Source organism: Streptomyces sp. NPDC088261, from assembly GCF_044740805.1.
GTDB lineage: Bacteria > Actinomycetota > Actinomycetes > Streptomycetales > Streptomycetaceae > Streptomyces.
In genome coordinates this window covers 569,201-588,375 of sequence record NZ_JBIURL010000001.1, presented here as the reverse complement: position 1 = coordinate 588,375, position 19,175 = coordinate 569,201, and the positions used below count along the sequence as shown (strand labels likewise).

General features: G+C 72.0%; 18 protein-coding genes, 1 tRNA gene and 1 pseudogene. 14 read left to right on the top strand and 6 right to left on the bottom strand.

Annotated features, from left to right (window positions below; all coding sequences use genetic code 11):
* Nucleotides 1–183: 183 nt before the first annotated feature.
* Complete coding sequence (locus tag ACIODU_RS02540) at nucleotides 184–318, top strand: DLW-39 family protein (RefSeq protein WP_003958712.1); 135 nt, start codon at nucleotides 184–186, stop codon at nucleotides 316–318.
* A 244-nt stretch (nucleotides 319–562) separates the two neighbouring features.
* Nucleotides 563–1,879 carry a hypothetical protein gene (locus ACIODU_RS02535; protein ID WP_401763031.1) on the top strand — a complete coding sequence of 439 codons (1,317 nt, stop codon included), beginning with the start codon at nucleotides 563–565 and terminating at the stop codon, nucleotides 1,877–1,879.
* Nucleotides 1,880–1,953: 74 nt separating this feature from the next.
* Here ACIODU_RS02535 and ACIODU_RS02530 read toward each other — a convergent pair whose 3' ends face one another.
* Nucleotides 1,954–3,372 (bottom strand): serine/threonine-protein kinase, encoded by a 1,419-nt coding sequence (locus tag ACIODU_RS02530; RefSeq protein ID WP_401763028.1) that lies wholly within the window; start codon nucleotides 3,370–3,372, stop codon nucleotides 1,954–1,956.
* A gap of 132 nt (nucleotides 3,373–3,504) precedes the next feature.
* The gene (locus ACIODU_RS02525; RefSeq protein WP_161310305.1) at nucleotides 3,505–4,053 is read right to left on the bottom strand and encodes a DNA-binding protein; all 549 of its coding nucleotides are present in this window, start codon (nucleotides 4,051–4,053) and stop codon (nucleotides 3,505–3,507) included.
* 189 nt (nucleotides 4,054–4,242) lie between these two features.
* Between ACIODU_RS02525 and ACIODU_RS02520 the strand changes: the two genes are divergently transcribed.
* The 3 genes from ACIODU_RS02520 (at nucleotide 4,243) to ACIODU_RS02510 (ending at nucleotide 6,253) form a co-directional block, all read left to right on the top strand.
* Nucleotides 4,243–4,315: transfer RNA gene (locus tag ACIODU_RS02520), tRNA-Ala, on the top strand.
* Nucleotides 4,316–4,465: 150 nt separating this feature from the next.
* A complete protein-coding gene (locus ACIODU_RS02515; protein WP_356418169.1) occupies nucleotides 4,466–5,650 on the top strand; it encodes an alcohol dehydrogenase catalytic domain-containing protein in 1,185 nt (394 codons plus the stop codon).
* Between the two features lie 183 nt (nucleotides 5,651–5,833).
* Nucleotides 5,834–6,253 carry a hypothetical protein gene (locus tag ACIODU_RS02510; RefSeq protein WP_401763024.1) on the top strand — a complete coding sequence of 140 codons (420 nt, stop codon included), beginning with the start codon at nucleotides 5,834–5,836 and terminating at the stop codon, nucleotides 6,251–6,253.
* Here ACIODU_RS02510 and ACIODU_RS02505 read toward each other — a convergent pair.
* A complete protein-coding gene (locus ACIODU_RS02505; RefSeq protein ID WP_401763021.1) occupies nucleotides 6,250–7,140 on the bottom strand; it encodes an NAD-dependent epimerase in 891 nt (296 codons plus the stop codon). The genes ACIODU_RS02510 and ACIODU_RS02505 overlap by 4 nt on opposite strands.
* A gap of 71 nt (nucleotides 7,141–7,211) precedes the next feature.
* Here ACIODU_RS02505 and ACIODU_RS02500 point away from each other — a divergent pair, with 71 nt between their 5' ends.
* Nucleotides 7,212–8,186: a GlxA family transcriptional regulator gene (locus tag ACIODU_RS02500; RefSeq protein WP_401763020.1), complete on the top strand. Its 975-nt coding sequence runs from the start codon at nucleotides 7,212–7,214 to the stop codon at nucleotides 8,184–8,186.
* Nucleotides 8,187–8,246: 60 nt separating this feature from the next.
* On the opposite strand, the gene ACIODU_RS02495 is transcribed toward ACIODU_RS02500, so the two are convergent.
* Nucleotides 8,247–9,671, bottom strand: coding sequence for an FAD-binding oxidoreductase (locus tag ACIODU_RS02495; RefSeq protein ID WP_401763017.1), 1,425 nt, complete (start codon nucleotides 9,669–9,671; stop codon nucleotides 8,247–8,249).
* Nucleotides 9,672–9,904: 233 nt separating this feature from the next.
* Between ACIODU_RS02495 and ACIODU_RS02490 the strand changes: the two genes are divergently transcribed.
* From ACIODU_RS02490 to ACIODU_RS02465, 6 genes and pseudogenes are all read left to right on the top strand, one after another.
* Nucleotides 9,905–10,648 carry a class I SAM-dependent methyltransferase gene (locus ACIODU_RS02490; RefSeq protein WP_401763014.1) on the top strand — a complete coding sequence of 248 codons (744 nt, stop codon included), beginning with the start codon at nucleotides 9,905–9,907 and terminating at the stop codon, nucleotides 10,646–10,648.
* Nucleotides 10,645–11,190, top strand: coding sequence for a pyridoxamine 5'-phosphate oxidase family protein (locus tag ACIODU_RS02485; protein WP_401763012.1), 546 nt, complete (start codon nucleotides 10,645–10,647; stop codon nucleotides 11,188–11,190). The genes ACIODU_RS02490 and ACIODU_RS02485 overlap by 4 nt, the downstream gene beginning before the upstream one ends.
* 8 nt (nucleotides 11,191–11,198) lie before the next feature.
* Complete coding sequence (tdh, locus tag ACIODU_RS02480; protein WP_401763010.1) at nucleotides 11,199–12,317, top strand: L-threonine 3-dehydrogenase; 1,119 nt, start codon at nucleotides 11,199–11,201, stop codon at nucleotides 12,315–12,317.
* A 12-nt stretch (nucleotides 12,318–12,329) separates the two neighbouring features.
* Nucleotides 12,330–13,379: a GNAT family N-acetyltransferase gene (locus tag ACIODU_RS02475; RefSeq protein ID WP_401763008.1), complete on the top strand. Its 1,050-nt coding sequence runs from the start codon at nucleotides 12,330–12,332 to the stop codon at nucleotides 13,377–13,379.
* Nucleotides 13,380–13,445: 66 nt separating this feature from the next.
* On the top strand, nucleotides 13,446–14,825 hold the full coding sequence (locus ACIODU_RS02470; RefSeq protein WP_356418186.1) for a hypothetical protein: 1,380 nt from the start codon (nucleotides 13,446–13,448) through the stop codon (nucleotides 14,823–14,825).
* A 447-nt stretch (nucleotides 14,826–15,272) separates the two neighbouring features.
* A pseudogene (locus tag ACIODU_RS02465) lies at nucleotides 15,273–15,585 on the top strand (DUF6344 domain-containing protein); the annotation flags it as partial.
* Between the two features lie 225 nt (nucleotides 15,586–15,810).
* Here ACIODU_RS02465 and ACIODU_RS02460 read toward each other — a convergent pair.
* Nucleotides 15,811–16,536, bottom strand: coding sequence for a DUF5324 family protein (locus ACIODU_RS02460; RefSeq protein WP_356418190.1), 726 nt, complete (start codon nucleotides 16,534–16,536; stop codon nucleotides 15,811–15,813).
* Nucleotides 16,537–16,905: 369 nt separating this feature from the next.
* Here ACIODU_RS02460 and ACIODU_RS02455 point away from each other — a divergent pair, with 369 nt between their 5' ends.
* A complete protein-coding gene (locus tag ACIODU_RS02455; protein WP_401763004.1) occupies nucleotides 16,906–17,433 on the top strand; it encodes a peptidylprolyl isomerase in 528 nt (175 codons plus the stop codon).
* Nucleotides 17,434–17,629: 196 nt separating this feature from the next.
* Nucleotides 17,630–18,496, top strand: coding sequence for a rhomboid family intramembrane serine protease (locus ACIODU_RS02450; protein ID WP_401763002.1), 867 nt, complete (start codon nucleotides 17,630–17,632; stop codon nucleotides 18,494–18,496).
* Nucleotides 18,497–18,781: 285 nt separating this feature from the next.
* Here the strand turns inward: ACIODU_RS02450 and crgA are convergent, their stop codons facing one another.
* Complete coding sequence (gene crgA, locus ACIODU_RS02445) at nucleotides 18,782–19,039, bottom strand: cell division protein CrgA (protein ID WP_161312913.1); 258 nt, start codon at nucleotides 19,037–19,039, stop codon at nucleotides 18,782–18,784.
* Nucleotides 19,040–19,175: the final 136 nt, after the last annotated feature.

Genomic DNA, 19,175 nt, shown 5'->3' with positions numbered 1-19,175 from the left:
AGAGGTCTGTCTCGTCAGACGGGAGGCACCACCCGGCAGGGTGCGGTGGGGCACTTTTGGGTGGGGTTGTTCGTCGTTCGGTAGGGGGGAGTTGGCGTGCGGGGAGGTCACCGATCGGTATCGGTCGGTGTGTATAGTCGGGCGCCAGAAGTCCCCTACGTCAAGGAAAGACGAGGTCGCGCGGTGAAGAAGCTTCTCTTGGTTGCACTGGCTGCCATCGGCGGGCTCCTCGTGTACCGCCAGATCCAGGCGGACCGCGCCGAGCAGGATCTGTGGACGGAGGCGACCGACTCCGTGCCCGCAGGTTCGGGTGTGTGAGACGCAGCAGTCCTGAATGCGAGCCCCGGTCGCCGAGCGGCCGGGGCTTCGTGCTGTCCGGTTGCCTTGGCAAAGCGGCTCCGGGGCGGGGATTCGGGCCGCCGGGCGGACAGCGGTGAGGGGGGCGGGGCAGGATGGACCCGCGGTGTGTGGGTGTGGGTGTGGGTGCGCGGGTCGGGCCCGGGTGTGGGTGTGCGTGAGGGGGAAGCTTGTGGCTGGGTGGGGTGGTCGGAGGCCGGGTGCGGTGGTTTCTGGCGTCGTGTGCGCCGGGGCGTTCGGACTTGTGGCGGTGCCCGGGGTGGCCTGGGGTGCGGGTGGCGCGGTGGGGGCCGGGCGAGGGGTCTCCGGGGTCGCGGCGCCCGCTCCGTACGCCTTCCAGCCCGGCGCCCGGCCCGTCACCGGCGCCGCCACCACCAGCGACGCGCGGCCCCTCGACGCCGGGGTCACCTACCGGGACTCCATAGGACCGGGCGACCGCCTCACCTACCGTGTGGACCTGGACGCGACGACCAACGCGTACGTCTCCGCCGTGGCCGTCCCGCCCGCCACCGCCAAGGTCGCGTACGGCGACAAGATCAAGGTGTCGTTGCAGAACCGCCAGGGCAACGATTGCAGTTCCAACGACGCGCAGTTCGGCGCGGCGGCGCAGTTCCCCCGCCCGCTCGCCGCCTACGCCTACCGGATGATCGAGAAAGGCGCGTACTCCTGCCAGGAGGCTGGTCCCTACTTCGTCGTCGTGGAGCGCGTCAGCGACGAGGGCTCCACCACCACCCCGTGGGACCTGGAGATCCGCCACGTCCGGGAACCCGCGGTCAAGGCGCCCGGAGGTCCCACCGCGGCGCCGTCCGTGTGGCCCAGCGCCTCCCCCGTACCCGCCACCGAAGGGCCGAGGGAACGGGCGGGCGGCGCGGGCTTCTACGACGCCAAGGGACTGACCCGCGGCGAGTGGACGGCGGAGATCGAGCCGGGCGCCTCCCTCTTCTTCCGGGTGCCGGTCGACTGGGGGCAGCAGCTGTTCGTCAGCGCCGATCTCGGCAGCTCCTCCGGGCAGGGCTTCGTGAGCGGCGCGCTCGCGATGTCCCTGTACAACCCGGCGCGCGGGCTCGTCGGCAGCTCCGGCTCGGTGTCGTACGACGGCAGGCAGAAGACGACCGCGCTCGACCCGCTGCCGCCGGTCGCGTACGAGAACCGCTTCGGCTCGCGCACCGGCGACAAGGAGATGCGGTTCGCGGGCTGGTACTACCTGCGCGTCAGCCTCAACCCCGAGGTCGGCAGGACGTTCGGCGCGAAGGCGTACGGGCTGACGCTGCGGGTGAACATCGAGGGCACGGCGAAGAACGGGCCGGCCTACGCGGGTCCTGCGGGCGACTTCACCGTGGACGAGGGGAAGTTGGACGAGGCGTCCAGCGGACGGGGCGAGCCGGAGGCCGCGGCGGACAGCGCCACGATGGCGCTGGTGGCGGCGGCCGGGATCGGGACGGGCACGCTGCTGGTGCTCTGGCTCGGGGCGTGGACGCTGCTCGCGCGGCGGCGCGCGGCGCGGGTCGGGATCGCCCGGTAGGGCGGTAGGGCGGTACGTCTGTACGGCGGAAGGGGGGCCGGGGTGGGGCCGGCCGACCCCGGCCCGGGGGTCTGTCAGGTCTGGGTCAGGGCCCAGATGCCCACGGCGAAGCAGGCCAGCGCGAGCAGCAGCACCGGGACCGTCACCTTCGGGGGCGGTCCCGGACGTGTGGGAGGCGCCGGACGCCTGTGAGACGGGGGAACCTCCGGGGAGCGAGCGGTGTACTGAGCGGTGAGAGCCGGTTCGTACGGCGGTACGGGGGCGGGTGGTACGGAGACGGTCGGGGCGTGGGGCGAGGCGTGGGACGGGTCCTGCGGCGGCCCGAAGGGCTGGTGCGGGGGCGGAGGGAAGGGAGGCGGGGAGGCCGGGTGGGGGGTGGTCGGGTGCGGGGTGAGCGGGAGTGGGGGCTGCGGGGACTGCGTCGACTGCGTGGACTGTTGCTGGGCCTGCTGGGCCTGTGGGGCTTGGACGGGCGGGACGGGCCGGACCGGCTGGGAGGTCGACGGCCCGGGCTCCTGCCGGGCTGGCGGAGGCGGGAGGTGGAAGCTGCCGGTCTCCGACATCGCGCCGTGGCCCGGCCCCGCGGCCGGCGCGGGATCCTGCGGCGGGACCGTGAGGGGGCCCGAGGGGCCGAACGAGGAGGGGAGCGGGCCGATCTGGTCGAAGATCTCGACGGGTTCGTCGTCGCTGTCGGGCTCCGGGAGCAGTTCCACCGCCTCCGCCAGCGCCTTGCGCGCGCCGGTGGCCGTACGGAACCGCACCCGCGGGTCCGGCTGGAGCAGGCCCGCCAGCACCTGCCACAGCGGCTCGGGGACGCCCTGCGGCGCCCCGGGGGTGCCGTGCGCGGCGAAGTACTCGATCAGGGCGCGAGCGTCCGGCTTCTGACCCTGCAACAGATAGAGCGCGACCAGGCCGACGGCGAAGAGATCGGCGGGGAAATCGGGCTCGGAGCCCATCATCTGCTCGGGTGCGAAGTAGCCGGGCGTCCCCAGCACGTAGTCGGTCTCGGTCAGGCGCGGCTCGCCCTTGCGCATGGCGATGCCGAAGTCGGAGAGGCGCAGATGTGGCCGTGCCTTTCCGGTGGCCTCCATCAGGATGTTCGCCGGTTTGATGTCGCGGTGCACGACGCCTTCCGCGTGGACCGCGGCGAGACCGGACAGCAGCTGGTCGAGGAGGGTGCAGACGAACGGGGGAGGAAGGGGGCCGTAGTCCCCTATGACGTGGGCCAGCGACCCGCCGCTCACCAGATCCATGGTGAACAGCACCTTGTCGTCGTCCGCGGACCAGCTGGCCGGGGCGAGGACGTGCGGGTGGTCGATCCTGAGGGCCTGTTCCCTGACGAACCGCAGCAGCGCGTGCGCGTCGCTCTGCTGGAGGACCTTGGCCGCTACGTAGCGGCGGCGGCGGTGGTCCCAGGCGCGCCAGACGGCTCCCGCACCCCCGCGCCCGATCGGGTCGACCAGTTCGTACCGCCCCGCGAAGACCTCACCCATGGCGCCGCGTCCGCTCCCCGTCGTCCCGCTCGCTCTGTCCGCCCAGCCGGTCTGTACGCCCGGCCGCTGTTTTCTGCCCAGCCGCTCTGTCTGCCCGGCCGCCGTGCCCCCTGGCCGCGGCCGGGCCTCCGGCTAGTTCTGGTGCGCCTCGTAGTGGGCGACCGCCTCGGCGGTGCGCCCCGCGCCGTACACCCGGAGGAACTCTGCCAGTTCGGGCTGGGTGGGGGCGAGGGCGGCGGCCGCGTCGATGATGTCGCCGGCCGCGGCGACCGACCGCAGCAGCGACTGGATCTCGCGGACGACCCGGCGCACCGTCGGGGCTCCCGAGGAGTTGGTCGTCTGGCCGGTGCCGGTGAGGACGGAGCCGCCCTGCGACTTCTTGATCTCGTCCATCCGGTCCGTGGCCTCCCCGGCGCTGACGCTGCCGTCGCACACCTGGGCCGCCAGGTCCTGGAGGGACTGGACGCGCTGGACGACGGCGGGGTTGCCGATCTTCGCGCGCTGGCCGCTCATCAGCTGGGAGAGCATCGGGGCCGACAGGCCGAGAACGGCGGCGAGCCTGGCCTGGTTCAGGCCGAGATCGTCGATGAGACGCCGGAAGAGCGCCCCCAGCGGCTCTCCGTACCAACTTCGTTGGAGTTCTCTGGCTCTGGCCGTCGATTCCTGCTGTGCGGCATCCATGCGCGTCTCCCCATCGCTTCCCCAAACGCGGCAGCTTCGCTGCTGCGAACCTCGTGGGGCATCCTACGGAGCGTGGTCGGGCACGGGGAGCCCCCATTATTTTGGAGGATCACGGGGTACACCCGGTACGCTGTTCCCCGGTGACGGCCCAGGGCTTCTCAGCCACTCGGTCGTACCCGACCCGTACGCGGGGCCTTAGCTCAGTTGGTAGAGCGCTGTCTTTGCATGGCAGATGTCAGGGGTTCGACTCCCCTAGGCTCCACTTTCCAGACCCCCCTCCGACCCGCGGAAACGTGGATCGGAGGAGGGTCTTTTCGTGTGCGCTCGCGGAGGTGTACGACGGTGGCGTATACCGGAAGAGAGGGGGAGGCGCGGTCGTGCCCGTGGGGGGACGGAGACCTTTGGAGGCATCATGAGGGCTTTGACCTGGCAGGACAAGGGCGAGGTCAGTGTCGAGACGGTGCCGGATCCGCGGATCGTGGATCCGACCGACCTCGTGGTCCGGGTGACGTCCACCGGCATCTGCGGCTCGGATCTGCATCTGTACGAGGTTCTGGGGCCCTACCTGGAGCCGGGCGACATCCTGGGCCACGAACCGATGGGCATCGTGGAGGACGTCGGCCCCGAGGTGACGGCCCTGTCGGCGGGCGACCGGGTGGTTGTGCCGTTCAACGTCTCCTGCGGTACCTGCTGGATGTGCCGTCAGGGGCTGCACTCCCAGTGCGAGACGACCCAGGTGCGTGCCCGCGGCACCGGAGCCTCGCTCTTCGGGTTCTCCAAGCTGTACGGAGAAGTCCCCGGCGGGCAGGCGGAGTTCCTGCGTGTCCCCTTCGGCAACACGCTGCCGGTCAAGGTCGAGCACGGCCCGCCGGACGACCGGTTCGTCTACCTGTCCGACGTCCTGCCGACAGCGTGGCAGGCCGTCGAGTACGCGGCGATCCCGCCCGGTGGCAGTGTGTGCGTCCTCGGCCTCGGCCCCATCGGGGACATGGCCGCCCGGATCGCCCTGCACCGCGGGGCCGGGCAGGTCATCGGCGTCGACCTCGTCCCCGAGCGGCTGGCCAGGGCACGCGCACGCGGCGTGCACACCCTCGACCTCGACGAGTTCGGCGACGGCCTCGGTGACGAGATCCGGCGCCTGACCGACGGGCGCGGCAGCGACGCCGTCATCGACGCGGTCGGGATGGAGGCCCACGGGGCGGGAGCCGCCGGCGCCGCGCAGAAACTCGCCAACGTCCTTCCCGACACCTTGGGCCAGAAGCTGATGGAGCACGCGGGGCTGGACGACATGGGCGCGTTCACCCTCGCCGTCGACGTGGTGCGGCGCGGCGGAACGATCTCCGTCATCGGCGTCTACGGCGGTGCCGTCGACCCGGTCCCGATGATGACCCTCTTCGACAAGCAGATCCAGCTCCGCATGGGCCAGGCCAACGTCAAGCACTGGGTGGACGACATCCTCCCGCTGCTCAACGAGAGCGACCCCCTGGGAGTCGACGACTTCGCCACGCACCATCTGCCCCTGGAGGAGGCGGAGCGCGCCTACCAGACCTTCCAGGACAAGGCGGACGGCATGGTCAAGACGCTCCTCATCCCCTGACCTGACCCCGCGTACGCCCGGCTCACGAATCGCACCGCGGCGAACTGCCCGGCACCGCCTCGGCGGGCCGCACTCGACGTGTGCCCGCTTCTCCACCCGTCCCTGTTCTCTCAACCCGGCCCCATTCGCTGCCGATAGACGAGGGGACAGCGACGGGTTGACGACGAAGGGGATCTGACGACCATGACCATGCTCACCACGACCCGGGCGGCCGCCGCCGTCGGTGCTCTGTTGCTCGTTGCCACCGCGGCGTCCGCGCAGGCGGCCGAGACCGCTTCCGCGCGGGCGTACGTCCAGCGTTGTACGGACCTCGGCAGGGGCGATCTCTGCATCGACGTCAACGGGCGGGTCGGCGGCCCGGGGAGGATCGGGGTCGGCTACTGGAAGCGTTCGGGGGACGCCGTGCACGTGCGGCTCGGCTGGCAGAACACGACCGGCGGCGCGGCGAACTTCAGCAGGACCGTCCACGGGCCGCTCGTCCCGGGAGCGAACACGGGAACCGAGACCTGGTCCACGTACCTCGCCGCCGGTTGTGTCTATCCGCTGATCGAAGTGGTCGGACAGGGCACCCTGAAGGGCAAGGAGGTCTGTGTGCCCTCCTAGATCACTTCGCGGAGTACGTCGTCCGGCGGGGTGGCGGTCACGCCGAACCTCTTCCCGGTCTCGGCGTGGTCGACGACGAACGGGTGGCCGGGCTCGGTGAGGACTTCGTTCATCTCGGCCCAGAACGGGTCGGTGAAGGCGAGCAGGGTCAGGTCGCGTTCGGTCAGTTCTTCCAGGCGGGGTTCCGGTGCCCCCGCCAGTTCCGCGAGTCGTACGGCCAGGTCCCGGACCGACAGGGTCGAGGTGGGTACGTGCCAGGCCCGGCCGTACGCCTGGTCGTCGCGGCTCACCGCGACCAGCGTGCGCGCGGTGTCGCCGATCGCCGAGTAGCTGTGGGGCAGGTCGAGTTCCTGCGGCACCAGGGCCAGCTTTCCTTCCAGCACCTGCCGCTGCACCAGGAAGCTGAATACGGAGAAGGCGCCGGCGCCGTAGAACTGCGCGGCCCGCACCTCGGTGACCTTCACCCCCGAGGCCGCGGCCTCCTCCCAGACCCGCGCCCGCGCCCGCCCCTTGGGGCCGGCCGCGGCCAGGGGCAGGTCCGGCGTGACCGGCCCCCTCACGGGCCCGTACGCGTAGTGGTTGCCGAGCATGACGTACGCGGCCCCGGTCCGTATCACCGCGGTCAGCAGCGACGCCGACAGGACCGGGAACTGCTCGGGCCAGAGGTGGTACGGCGGCGCGGCGGTGGTGAAGAGGGTGTCGGCCCCGTCCGTCAGCCCGGTGAGCCGGTCGGTGTCGGTCGCGTCCGCGGCGACCCGCTCGATGAGCGGGTGGTCCGGCCCGCCGCCGGTCCGGCTGATCATCCGTACCCGCTCGCCGTCCTCGGCCAGCAGCAGGGCGGTCCTCGACGCGGCGGCCCCGCGGCCCACGATCACATGAGTTCTCATGCGGAGAACGGTGCCGCGTCCCGGCCTCGTACGATACTGGCCGGAATGCCAACCCTCCGGAGGATCTGGCCATGGCTCTGGACCCGCCCCGCGTCACCGCGACGGCGCACCGTGTCGCCGCGGTGATCGTGCCGCCGGTGCTCGGCTTCGACGTCTCGATCCCGCTCATGGTCTTCCACAGCGTTCCGTTCTACGACGTGCGCGTCTGTACGGCCCGGCCAGGACCGATGCCCACCGTCGGCGGCCCCGACATCGTGGTGCCGGACGGCCTGGACGCGGTCGAGGGCGCCGACACCGTCATCGCCGTCGGCAGCGGTGGCGGGGAGGCTCCCCCGGAGGCCCTCGACGCCCTGCGGAAGGCGGCGGCCGGCGGCGCGCGGATCGCGTCCCTCTGTACGGGGGCCTTCGTCCTGGCCCAGGCCGGGCTGCTCGACGGGTTGCGCGCCACGACCCACTGGGGGCTGGCCGGCGAGCTCGCGACCCGTTTCCCGTCCGTCGACGTGCAGCCCGACCTCCTCTTCGTGGAGGACGGCGGGGTGTTCACCTCGGCGGGCGCGGCCGCCGCCATCGACCTGTGCCTGCACCTGATCGCCGTCGACTACGGCGCGGCGGTCGCCCACACCGCCGCGCGGCTCGCGGTTGTACCTCCCGTACGGCCGGGCGGGCAGTCGCAGTTCATCGAGACCCCGCTGCCGCCGGAGCGCGGCTCCTGGCTCGCCCCCACGCGCGCCTGGGCGCTCGAACACCTCGACCGCCCGCTCACCCTGGCCGACCTGGCCGGTCATGCCGGCACGAGCGTGCGCACCCTCAGCCGGCGCTTCCACGCGGAGACGGGGCTGAGCCCGCTCCAGTGGTTGCTGCACCGGCGTGTCGACCGGGCCCGAGAGCTGCTGGAGACCACCGGGCTGCCCATGGACCAGGTGGCCCGGAAGAGCGGTCTGGGGAGTGCGGACTCCCTGCGCAAGCACATGGTGGGCCGCGTCGGGCTGACCCCCACGGCGTATCGCGCGAGCTTCAACCGGGCGGCCGCCGGGGTGTCCCGCTGAGGGACGGGCCGGGTGACGGGCCGGGTGACGGGCCTTGTACGGCCACACGTTCTCGTCCGGCTACGCGTTCTCGTACGGGGGGATGTTGTGGTTGATACGGAAGGTGTTGTCCGGGTCGTAGAGCGCCTTGACGCCGCGCAGCCGCTCGTACACCTCCGGCGCGTAGGCCTTGCGGGTCTCCCCGGGGGTGGCGTCGGCGGGTGAGAGGAAGCCGGGGTGCTTCGCCTCGCTGAGCCAGGGGGCGAGGCGCTCGAAGAGCCCGAGGCCCGAGGTCGCGTACGCGGACACCTCCTGGCCGGGCGGTACGACGGTGAGGGCGAAGAGCGAGAAGGCGGCGTCGCGCGCGCCCACGGCGTTGGGGGTGGCGGGCGGGTCGCTGTAGGCGCCTTCGAGGTGGCGGAGGTCGACGAGGGTGATGCCGGAGCCGGGGCCGAAGCCGTCGGCGAGGGCCTGGACGGTGTCCTCGGTCAGCTCCTTGAGGAGGCCGAAGTGCTCGACGGCGGGCGCCGGGTCGGTCGGATCCATGCTGATGGCGCCGAACGCGGTGAAGGGTTTCTCCGAGACGGTGTCCATCAGGACGGGGGCCACCCGGCGCAGCGGGGCGATCAGTGCCTCGCCCTCGTCCCCCGGTCCCAGGTAGGACAGGCGCAGGGACACGGCCGGTTTGCCCCGCATGAACTCGGGGAGGTCCGGCAGCGGGGGCAGGTCGAAGAGGGCGAGGCCGGAGCTCATCCCGTGCGGGGCGGTGGTGGTGAAACGCCGGTACGCCTCCAGGACCGTGCGCGCGTCCGACCCGGCGTAGAAGAGGGCTCCCGCGGACAGGCGCGTCACGGGGAAGAGCCCGAACTCCATCGCGGTGACCACGCCGAAGTTGCTCTTGGAGCCCAGGACCGCCGCGAACAGGTCGCTCCCGGCGTCCGGGGAGACCTGGCGGATCTCGCCGTCGGCGGTGACCACTTCGAGGGCGGTGACGTGGTCGGCCGCCCAGCCGTGGGCGCGGCCCAGGACGGGGCTGGCTCCGCCGCCGAGGGTGTATCCGACCACTCCGACGCCGGGTGAGGAGCCGGGGAGGGGCGCGAGGCCGTGGGCGGCGGCGGCGTCCACGAGCTGCTGGAAGCGCACGCCGGCCTGGATCCGTGCGGTACGGGCGGCGGCGTCGATCGTCAGGTCCGTCATCCGGCGGGTCGTGATCAGCAGGGTGTCGGAGGCCGCCGGGAGCGCCGGGCCGTGGCCGGTGTTGAGGATCGCGACGGCGAGGCCGAGGGCCCCGGCGGTCCGGACGGCGAGGGAGACGTCGGCGGTGCCGGCCGCTCCGACGGCCACGGCGGGGTGGTGGGTGACGGCGAGGTTGAACACGGCGAGTTCGTCCTCGTAGCCGAGCTCGCCGGGCGTCAGGACGGGCCCTTCGGCGTCGGCGGCGAGGGCGGCGAGCGCGCGGTCCCAGACGTCGCCGCGGGCCGGGTCGTTGTTCGCGTCGTGAGTCATGACAGGTCCTTACCGCGCGGGGCACGCGGGGTGCGCGCGGCGCGCGGGATGGCGGCGAGGGCGGCGTACCGCGACACCGCAGGCATGTCCCCTCGGCGGACGACAGCGCAGGTGCCCTGCCCCCCCCGGCCGGCGCGTTCAACGCGTTCACGCACCCGGCCCCGGATCCGTTTCGCCTGCCGGACCGGCGGAGGTTTGCTGGAAGGTGCCCCCTCGACGCGGAAGGATTTTCGATGACCCCGTTCGACCAGGCAGCCCTCGTCTACGAGGAGTTCTCGGCAGGACCGTTCCGGCAGCACCTCGAATTCCCCAGCGTCCTCGGCCTGTTGGGGGACATGTCGCAGCTCCGCGTCCTCGACATGGGCTGCGGCAACGGCGTCTACAGCCGCATGCTCGCCCGGGCCGGGGCCGGGCACGTCCTCGGGACCGACGCGTCCCGGGGCATGATCGAGCACGCCCGTGACCGGGAGGCGAAGGACCGGCTCGGCATCAACTACCTCACCGGCTCGCTGCCGCCCGCCCTCGCGGGCACCTTCGACCTCGTTCTCGGGGTGTACGTGCTCCCGTACGCCACGACCCACGACGAACTGACGGCCCTGTGCCGGTCCGCCGCCGACGCCCTGCGGCCGGGCGGGCGGTTCGTGACGCTGCCCGTCCACCCCGAAGTGGCGTACGACGCCGACCACTACGCCCGCTACGGCTTCCGCCTGCATCTGGACCCCCCGCTCACGGACGGCTCACCGCTGGAACTCGAACTGTCGCCGGGCGGCGGCCACGAACTCCGGGTCACGGCGCGCTACTGGAGCGCCGCCGCCCTCGAAAAGGCCCTGGCGGACGCCGGGTTCGGCCCCGTCCGGTGGCAGTCGCACCGCCTCGCGCCCGCCGCCGCGGCCAGGCCCGCCGAATTCTGGGCGCCTTATCTGTCCGCTCCGCACGCGGCGATCCTCGACACCCGCAAGGAGTTCACCGGCCCATGACCACTCTGGCGAAACTGACCGAACGCAGTGACCACCTGATCGAGAACACCCGTTTCATGACGCTGGCGACCCAGGGCCCCGAGGGGGCGTGGGCGTCCACCGTCAACTACGTACCGCTGAGGGAGCCGTTGCGGCTGCTCTGGTACTCCCTGCGCCGGGCACGGCACTCGCGCAACATCGAGGCCGACCCCCGGCTGTCCGGCTCGGTCTATCTGACCGGACTGCCCGGACTCGGGCTCGACGGGGCCCAGTTCACCGCCACCGCGCGGGCGGTGGGACCGGACCGGCTGGAAGAGCTGAGCGAGTACTACTACCTCCGGAACTTCCCCGACGAGGAGGTCCGCCGGCAATGGCGGCTGCCCCTGGACGAATTCCGCGACGACGGCCCGCGCCGGTTCTACCTCCTCGAAGTCCGCGAGTGGTGGCTGCTGGACATCGACCAGTGGCTCCTCGACATGAACGACCAGCGGATCGCCGTCCCCCTGGCCGCCGTCTCCCGGGCACCCGACGCCCCCGCCCCCACCCCGGCGGGCACCCGGTGAAGCACTCGATGAAGGCACTGGTCAAGACCGGACCCGGCGGGGGCCTGGAGTACCTGGACGTGCCCGTTCCCGTACCGGGGCGCCACGACGTCCTCATCAAGGTGCTCCGTACCGGAATCTGCGGTACGGACCTGCACATCTACGACGGCACCCCCTGGGCCCGGCGCACGGTGGAGACCCCGCGGATCATCGGCCATGAGTTCGTCGGCGAGATCGTGCGGACGGGGAGCGGCGTCGGCGGTCTGCCGCCGGGCCAGCTCGTCAGCGCGGAAGGCCATCTGACCTGCGGCACGTGCGTCAACTGCCGTGCCGACAGGAAGCATCTGTGCCTCGACACGCGGGGTCTGGGGGTGCGGTACGACGGGGCCTTCGCGGAGTACGTCGTCCTGCCGGCCGAGAACGTCTGGGTCCACCGGGAGGGCGTGTCCCTCGACGTCGCCGCCATGTTCGACGCCTTCGGCAACGCCGTGCACGTCGCGGACAGCTTTCCGGTCCGCGACCGTACGGTCCTGGTCACCGGGGCCGGACCGATCGGGGCCATGGCCGCCGCCGTCGCCGTCCACCGCGGCGCCCGGCTGGTCGCGGTCAGCGACGTCAACCCCTCCCGGCTCGACATCGCCCGCCGGGCCGGGGCGCACCTGCTGATCGAGGCGGGCGGGGCGGACGGGACGTTCGACGCCGCCGCGCCCGGCCTGGAGGACGGCTTCGACATCGGCTTCGAGATGTCCGGCAGCCCGTCGGCGCTGCACGACCTGCTGGGCGCCATGGCCCCGGGCGGCCGGATCGCGTTCCTGGGCCTGCCCGACCGGGACGTGCCCACCGACTGGGCGGACATCTCGATGCGCATGCTGACCATTCAGGGGGTCAGCGGCCGGCGGGTGTTCGACACCTGGCACACGATGGCGGGCCTGCTGGACGAGGGGTTCGACCCGTCGTTCGTCGTCACGGACCACTTCGACGCGGCGGAGTACGAGAAGGGCTTCGCCACGGCGGCCGAGGGGCGCGGCAGCAAGGTGCTCCTCGACTGGGCCGCCCCCGGGACAGCCGATCCGGTCTCCGCCCCTGCCCCTGCTTGTGCCCCTGCCCCTGTCCCTGCCCCTGAGCCCGATCGAGCCCCCGGCGAGTGAGAGGCGCGCCCCATGGAACACACACTCCACGTCCACACCGCGATCGACGACATCGACGCACGCTGGGACGAGCTGATGACGGCCGCCGACGCCCCCGTCTTCTTCCGCCGCCCCTTCCTCCGCGCCTTCGAGAAACACCCGCTCCACCCGGTCCTGCGCACCGCGTACCTCCTGGTCACGGACCGGTCGGGACGGCCGCACGCCGCGCTGCCCGCGTATCTGCAACAAGACGTCGACCCGATGCGGGTCATCGCCGACCACCACCCCCGCGCCATCGGCCGGCCCGTCCTGCTCAGCCATGTCTGGCACTGCTACGACACCGTGCTCCCGGTCCGGCCGGGACCCGGGGGCGGGGCCGCGGCCCGGCTCGCCGTCGCCGGGCTGCGGGAGGTCGCGGCGGACTGGGGGGCGCGGTTGTACGGCATGGTCAACGTGGACGCCGCGGGACCGCTCGACGCGCTGCTCACCGGCGCCGGGCTGCACGGGGTCGACATCGACACCGGATGGGGCCTCCCCCTGGAGCGCTACTCCGGATTCGACGACCAGCTGGCGCGGGGCGGCGTCTCGCGCAAGGCCCGGCAGAACCTCAGGCGCGACCTGCGCAAGGCCGACGAGGCCGGCGTCACCGCCCGTACGACCGGCGCCGGGGGCGCGGACCTGGACACGTTCGTCAGCCTGGCCCGTACCACCGCCGCCAAGTACGACAACGCCGACTACTACCGCCCCGGCCTCTTCCAGGAATTCACCCTGGCCCTCGGCGACTGCGTACGCGCCGTGGAACTGCGGGCCGGGGACCGGACGGTCAGCTCCGCGCTCGCCCTCACCGACGACTCCCGCTTCCACTACTGGGCGGTCGGGTACGCACAGGAGGACACCTCCGGCTACAGCCCGTTCTACGTGTCGTACGCCCATGTCATGCGGGAGGCATGGGCCTCGGGGCGGAGCCGGGTCGAGCTGGGCCGGCGCAACCCGACCTTCAAACGGAGGTACGGGCTGGAGCCCCGCACCCTGCGGGCGTACGTCGCCGACGTGGCGGACGTGGCCGGCGTGGCCGACCTTTAGTGACTTTGAGGGGCGGGCATCCCACCGGCATACGCAGCACCACGCCGGGAAGGGCAGGGAACGGATATGGGCCGCAGCGCCCCCAACACACTCCTCGCCGCGCTGCTCGTGGAGGCCAGATGGAGTTCCGGGGAGCTGGCCCGCGCGGTCAACGCCCTGGGCACCGCGCACGCGTTGGAACTGCACTACGACCGTACGTCCGTGGCGCACTGGCTCTCCGGGTCCCGCCCGCGGCCGCCCGTGCCCGACCTGGTGGCCGCCGCCCTCACCACCCGTACCGGCCGGCTGATCACCGCCCAGGACACCGGGCTGGTCCCGCTCGCCCGCGACCGGGACCAGCCCCCGCAGATCTGGCCGGGACAGGGCGATCCGGTGGCGCGGCTGGCCGCCCTCTCCCGCGGCGACACGGACCCGGCCCGCCGGGCCTCCCTCCTCAAGTCCGCCGGCAGCCAGGCCGCCTACCCGCTGACCACCCTCAACCGGCTCGCCTGGCCCGACAGACCCCCGGTCGCCGCACCCTGGGAGGGCCGCTCGCGCCACGCCACCACGGCGGACGTGCAACGGCTGCGGGACATGACGCAGGTGTTCACCGACCTGACCGAGCATCACGGCGGCGCCCACGCCAGAACCGCGCTGGCCGCCTACCTCGCCGACGACGTCAGCCTTCTCCTCAAGCGCAGCGCCCCCGACCGGCTCCGCGGCGACCTGCTCACCGCCGGCGCCCAACTCACCCACGTCCTGGCAAGCATGACCGCCGACACGGGCCACCTCGGGCTCGCCCAGCACTATTACCGTACGGCCCTGGGCCTCGCCCACGCGGGCGGCAACCGCTCCACGTACGCGATCACCCTGCGCGCCATGAGCACCCAGGCCCTGCGCCTGGGCCACCACCGCCCCGCCCTGCACCTCATGGACGTCGCCATACAGGCGGCGGGACCGGCCGCCCCGCCGGCCACGCTCGCCTTCCTGCACGTCCAGCGCGCGCTGGCCCGCGCCCACGACCGGCAGCGGCGCGCCGCGCTGGGTGACCTCAACACGGCGGAGACCCAGCACGGGCAGTCCTCGGGACCGCCCGGCCCCTTCACCTCGTACCCGCGCGCCGGGCTCGACTACCAGCGCGCCCAGACCCTGCTCACCCTCGGACACGCCGCGGACGGCCTGTCGACGCTGCGGGACTCAGCCGCCCACCGTGCCCCCGGCCGGCGGCGGGCCTTCGCCCTCACCCAGGCGGGCCTCGCCGAGACCCTCCTGACCCTGGGGCACCTGGAGGAGGCGTGTGTCCACTGGCACGCCTTCCTCGACCACTACCCGCACCTGAAGTCCGTCAGGACCGAGCAGTCCCTCGCCCGGCTGCGCGCCCGCCTGCGCCCCTACCGACGGCAGCGGCACGCCGCCGCCGTCTGGGACCGGGCCCGGCTCCTCACCGCCTCGCCGGGCGGCCGATAACCGAACGGGACCGAGAAGAAGAAGTTCACGAGGATCGTCCATGCCTCGTGTATATGCCAGAGGCATGACTCCGGCGCCACCTTCCGCGTCGCCGCTCCCCGGGATCCACCAGCGAAACAATTCTGCTTGACCCACCTGCCCGCACCTCCGCGGGATACGGCTCGACTTGCCGGGCGTCGTGAAGGGTGCTGGGGGGTGTCGGCGCAGGTCGGAGCGGTCTTTTGCGGGGGTGGGGGGCCGGTGCGGGGGTGTGGCTCCGCGGGCCGGTTGGACCGTACGAGTGGTGTTCATCCGAAGAACTGCGCAGCTGCGGCGTCGCTCCCTGGATTCCCGAGATGCGTACACATCATGAGGAAGGTATGTAGATCGATCAACCCGATCGACCAGCCCGATCGACGCACCCGACATCGCATGACATCGCACCATCAGAGAGCTGAAAGAGGGGTCATGGCCGCCATCAAGGTCAAGAAGTTGTGGGCCGTCTTCATCACCGCGTTCTTCGCGGTGCTCGCCTCCCTGGGACTCACGTCCCCCGCGACGGCCGCCGGCGGCGCCGTATCGGCGCAGCCGGCCGAGCAGCCCGCTCCCGCGCCGGCTCCCGCCGTCGCCGCCGGACCGCACCGGCTGACCGAACGCGCACCCACGAGGGCGGTGGTGCCGGTCGCACCGCCGCGGGGGCGGGCCCTGCCGCCCACCATCAAGCAGCGCATCACCGCCGAGGCGCACGGGTCGTCACCGTCGGTCCGTCACCTGCCGGCGGTCCTGCCGACGGAGACCGGGGCGGATGGCCGTACCCACGACGCGAACGGCACACCAGAGGCGGACCGTACGCAGGAGGCCGACCGTGCCCCTGCGGCGGACCGCGTCCAAGGGGCGGACCGCACCCAGGAACACGCCGCCGCCGACGCCGCCCTCGTCGCAGCGTGAGGCGCCGGAAGCCTTTCGGTCTTCCGGCGCCCGCCATCGCCGCGGCCGAACCGCGTGATCAGTCCCGGTCGTCCCGGCCCTCACGCCTGTCCCGCTCGGCGGCCTCCGCCTCGGCCTGCTTGGCCAGGACCTCGGGATCGAGCGGATCCACCGCCTCCCGGCTGCCGTCCACGGACGTCAGCGGTGCGCGGTCGGACAGCTCCGTGGCGGCCGGCGGTTCCACCAGCCAGTCCGGGTTGGCCTGCTTGTCCCACCACTTCCAGGCGGCGAAAGCCCCACCGGTCACCGCGCCGAGGACCAACAGGCCCTTGGCGAGACGCCCGGCCCGTGCCCGCCGCTGGTGCTTCTTCACCAGCTGCCGTACTTCCTTCGCGGTGATCTGTCCGCGCAGCGCGGCCAGCGCGGCCGCCGAACGCGCCGCGGCCTCCTGGGCCATGGGCTGTGCGGTGGCCACCGCCTGCTCGACCCGCGGCACCGTGTAGTCGGCCGCCTGACGGGCGGCCTTCTTGGTAAGCGCCGCGGCCTGGTGAGTACGCGCGGCGGCCTGGTGAGCGGCGTCATCGAACTTCGGGGGCACATGGGGCGCCACATACGCGCCGTACTGGATACGAGCTTGCTGAGCGGCCTTCGACACGGTAGGGGCCAGTCGAACACGCGCCTCGTGCGCGTACAACGCGGCCTGTTCCTTGGCCGTGCCGGCGTAAGGCGCCACCGCTTCCGCGGCGTGCTGCACGCTCTCCTTCGCCGAACCGGTAGCGGCGCGCACGCTGTCCATGCGGGTCACAGGATCATCCTCCTCGGTGGCGTTCCGTATATCGCCTATCCACCCTTTTCGAGATCATGCCCGCTGGGCTCGGTCTCGGCATGCGATGCGGGCATCCGGGTCATGGAAGGCGACTTGGGTGATGCTCGGGCATTGCGGTCCTTTGGGACCTCGTGCACGACAATGCCACGCTTCGCTTCGGCATGCGCCTGTCCCGGCGGGACCCGGCGAGCCTTTTTTCGGCGTGTGTACTGCGCGTGTACTTGTCCGCGCCTGTCCGCCGAAGCCCCTCCGTACACCTCCGTGAGCACCTTCGTACACCTCGGTCCGTGCCGTGCCCCTTCCGTGCGAGGATCGCGGGAGTCAGCGACGACACACGGAAGGCAGATCGTGGCCGAGCAGCTTTACGCCACCCTGAGGACCAGCCAGGGGGACATCGAGATCCGGCTCCTGCCGCATCACGCGCCCAAGACGGTCAAGAACTTTGTGGAGCTCGCCGAGGGCGGGCGCGAGTGGACCCACCCGGCGACCGGCAGGAAGTCGGACGACCGCCTGTACGACGGCACGGTCTTCCACCGCGTCATGAGCGGGTTCATGATCCAGGGCGGGGACCCGCTGGGCAACGGCACCGGGGGGCCCGGCTACGAGTTCGCCGACGAGTTCCACCCGGAGCTGGCCTTCGACCGGCCGTACCTCCTGGCGATGGCGAACGCGGGGCCCGGCACCAACGGCTCGCAGTTCTTCATCACCGTGTCGCCGACCACCTGGCTGAACCGCAAGCACACCATCTTCGGCGAGGTCAGCGGCGAGGCAGGCCAGAAGGTCGTGGACGCCATCGCCGGTACGCAGACGAATCCGCGCACCAACCGTCCGTTGCAGGACGTCGTCCTGGAGTCGGTCGTCATCGAGACCCGCTGACCGGGGGACGGGACCCGGCGGGCGAGACCCGCGGGCGGGGCGGGTGCGGGACCCGGGGGCGGGGGCCGGACCGGCGCCGCCGAGACCCGCCGACCCCGACGGGAACCTCGTGCCCCGTCCGTCCGTAGTGGTTACATGACGGCCCGGCGGCCCGGCGCGCTCCGTGCCGGACGCCGTCACCAGGCGGGAGGGACCGATGGACCAGGCGAGCGCAAGCCTGCCCAGCTGCTACCGGCATCCTGGGCAGGAGACCGGCGTCCGCTGCACCCGGTGCGAGCGGCCCATATGCCCCGCGTGCATGGTCGACGCCTCGGTGGGCTTCCAGTGCCCGGAATGCGTACGGCAGGGGTCCGGTACGGGGCACCCGCCGGCCGCCGGCCGGCCGCGGACGGTCGTCGGCGCCACCGTCGCCCGCGACCCCCGGCTGCTGACCAAGATCCTGGTCGCCCTCAACGTCGTGGTGTTCGTCATCGCCTGGCAGAGCACCGACTTCGTCAACCGCTTCGACCTGGTCGGGAAGTACTTCGACCCGGTGGCCGGACACGACGTGGGGGTCGCGGACGGGCAGTGGTACCGGCTGATCACCGCCACGTTCCTGCATCAGCAGGTCTGGCACATCGGCTTCAACATGCTGAGCCTGTGGTGGATGGGCGGACCGCTGGAAGCGGCGCTCGGCCGCGCCCGCTACCTCGCCCTCTATCTGATCTCCGGACTGGCGGGCAGCGCCCTCACCTATCTGCTCGCCGCCCAGAACTCCCCCTCGCTGGGCGCGTCCGGCGCCATCTTCGGGCTCTTCGGTGCCACGGCCGTCCTGATGCGCAAGCTCAACTACGACCTGCGGCCCGTCATCGGACTGCTCGTGGTGAACCTCATCTTCACCTTCAGCATCCCGGACATCGCCTGGCAGGCCCACATCGGCGGCCTGGTCGCGGGCACCCTCGTGGCCATCGGCCTCGTCCACGCGCCCCGGGAACGGCGGGCCCTCGTGCAGTACGGGACGGCCGCGCTCGTGCTGGCGGCGACGCTCGCGATCATCGTGGTCCGTACGGCCGCCCTCGCCTGAGAGAGCCGCCGCCGCTCCGCGGGCCGAGTTGTCCACAGTGCGTGTCGGATCTTGTGCATGCTGTGGGGAACATCAGTGCCCCTTGTCGCTGATGTGGGTCTGACCAGCAACGACAAGGGGCGGCTGTGCGGCGGGAGCGGCGGACGCAGTCACACCGGCGTCAACATTCCGTGGAGTTATCCACAGATCTTCTGACCTTTTCCCCTGCTGTGGACAACGCTGTGGATAAGCCTGGGGAGAGCTTGACGCCCCGGGGGCGGAGCGGCTAGCTCCGCGGCGGAGCGGCTACTTCCACTGGGTGGAGACACCGAAGCCGATGGCGATGAAGCCGAAGCCGACCACGATGTTCCAGTTACGGAAGCTCTCCAGCGGCAGGCTGCCGTCGGTCACATAGAAGAGGACGATCCAGACCAGGCCGATCAGGAACATGGCCAGCATGACCGGGGCGACCCAGCTGCGGTTCGTCAGCCTTATGTTGGTCGCCTGCTTCGCGGCCGGCGGCGGCGTGAAGTCGGCCTTCTTGCGGATACGTGACTTCGGCACGAGGAACTCTCCTGTCGATGCGCTGCGTGACCGCGCAGGGGACTGAAACGGGGTGCCGGGCGGGGAACAGGGGGAACGCTGCCTCCCCAGGCGTCCGTTAGCGTAGTGCTTCCGTGGCGTCTAAGGAGATAAGGGT

Bases quoted from the DNA above. Each gene is read 5' to 3' on its own strand.
- ACIODU_RS02530 (WP_401763028.1), bottom strand. From the start codon at position 3,372: ATGGGTGAGGTCTTCGCGGGGCGGTACGAACTGGTCGACCCGATCGGG.
- ACIODU_RS02525 (WP_161310305.1), bottom strand. From the start codon at position 4,053: ATGGATGCCGCACAGCAGGAATCGACGGCCAGAGCCAGAGAACTCCAA.
- ACIODU_RS02515 (WP_356418169.1), top strand. From the start codon at position 4,466: ATGAGGGCTTTGACCTGGCAGGACAAGGGCGAGGTCAGTGTCGAGACG.
- ACIODU_RS02510 (WP_401763024.1), top strand. From the start codon at position 5,834: ATGACCATGCTCACCACGACCCGGGCGGCCGCCGCCGTCGGTGCTCTG.
- ACIODU_RS02505 (WP_401763021.1), bottom strand. From the start codon at position 7,140: ATGAGAACTCATGTGATCGTGGGCCGCGGGGCCGCCGCGTCGAGGACC.
- ACIODU_RS02500 (WP_401763020.1), top strand. From the start codon at position 7,212: ATGGCTCTGGACCCGCCCCGCGTCACCGCGACGGCGCACCGTGTCGCC.
- ACIODU_RS02495 (WP_401763017.1), bottom strand. From the start codon at position 9,671: ATGACTCACGACGCGAACAACGACCCGGCCCGCGGCGACGTCTGGGAC.
- ACIODU_RS02490 (WP_401763014.1), top strand. From the start codon at position 9,905: ATGACCCCGTTCGACCAGGCAGCCCTCGTCTACGAGGAGTTCTCGGCA.
- ACIODU_RS02485 (WP_401763012.1), top strand. From the start codon at position 10,645: ATGACCACTCTGGCGAAACTGACCGAACGCAGTGACCACCTGATCGAG.
- tdh (WP_401763010.1), top strand. From the start codon at position 11,199: ATGAAGGCACTGGTCAAGACCGGACCCGGCGGGGGCCTGGAGTACCTG.
- ACIODU_RS02475 (WP_401763008.1), top strand. From the start codon at position 12,330: ATGGAACACACACTCCACGTCCACACCGCGATCGACGACATCGACGCA.
- ACIODU_RS02470 (WP_356418186.1), top strand. From the start codon at position 13,446: ATGGGCCGCAGCGCCCCCAACACACTCCTCGCCGCGCTGCTCGTGGAG.
- ACIODU_RS02450 (WP_401763002.1), top strand. From the start codon at position 17,630: ATGGACCAGGCGAGCGCAAGCCTGCCCAGCTGCTACCGGCATCCTGGG.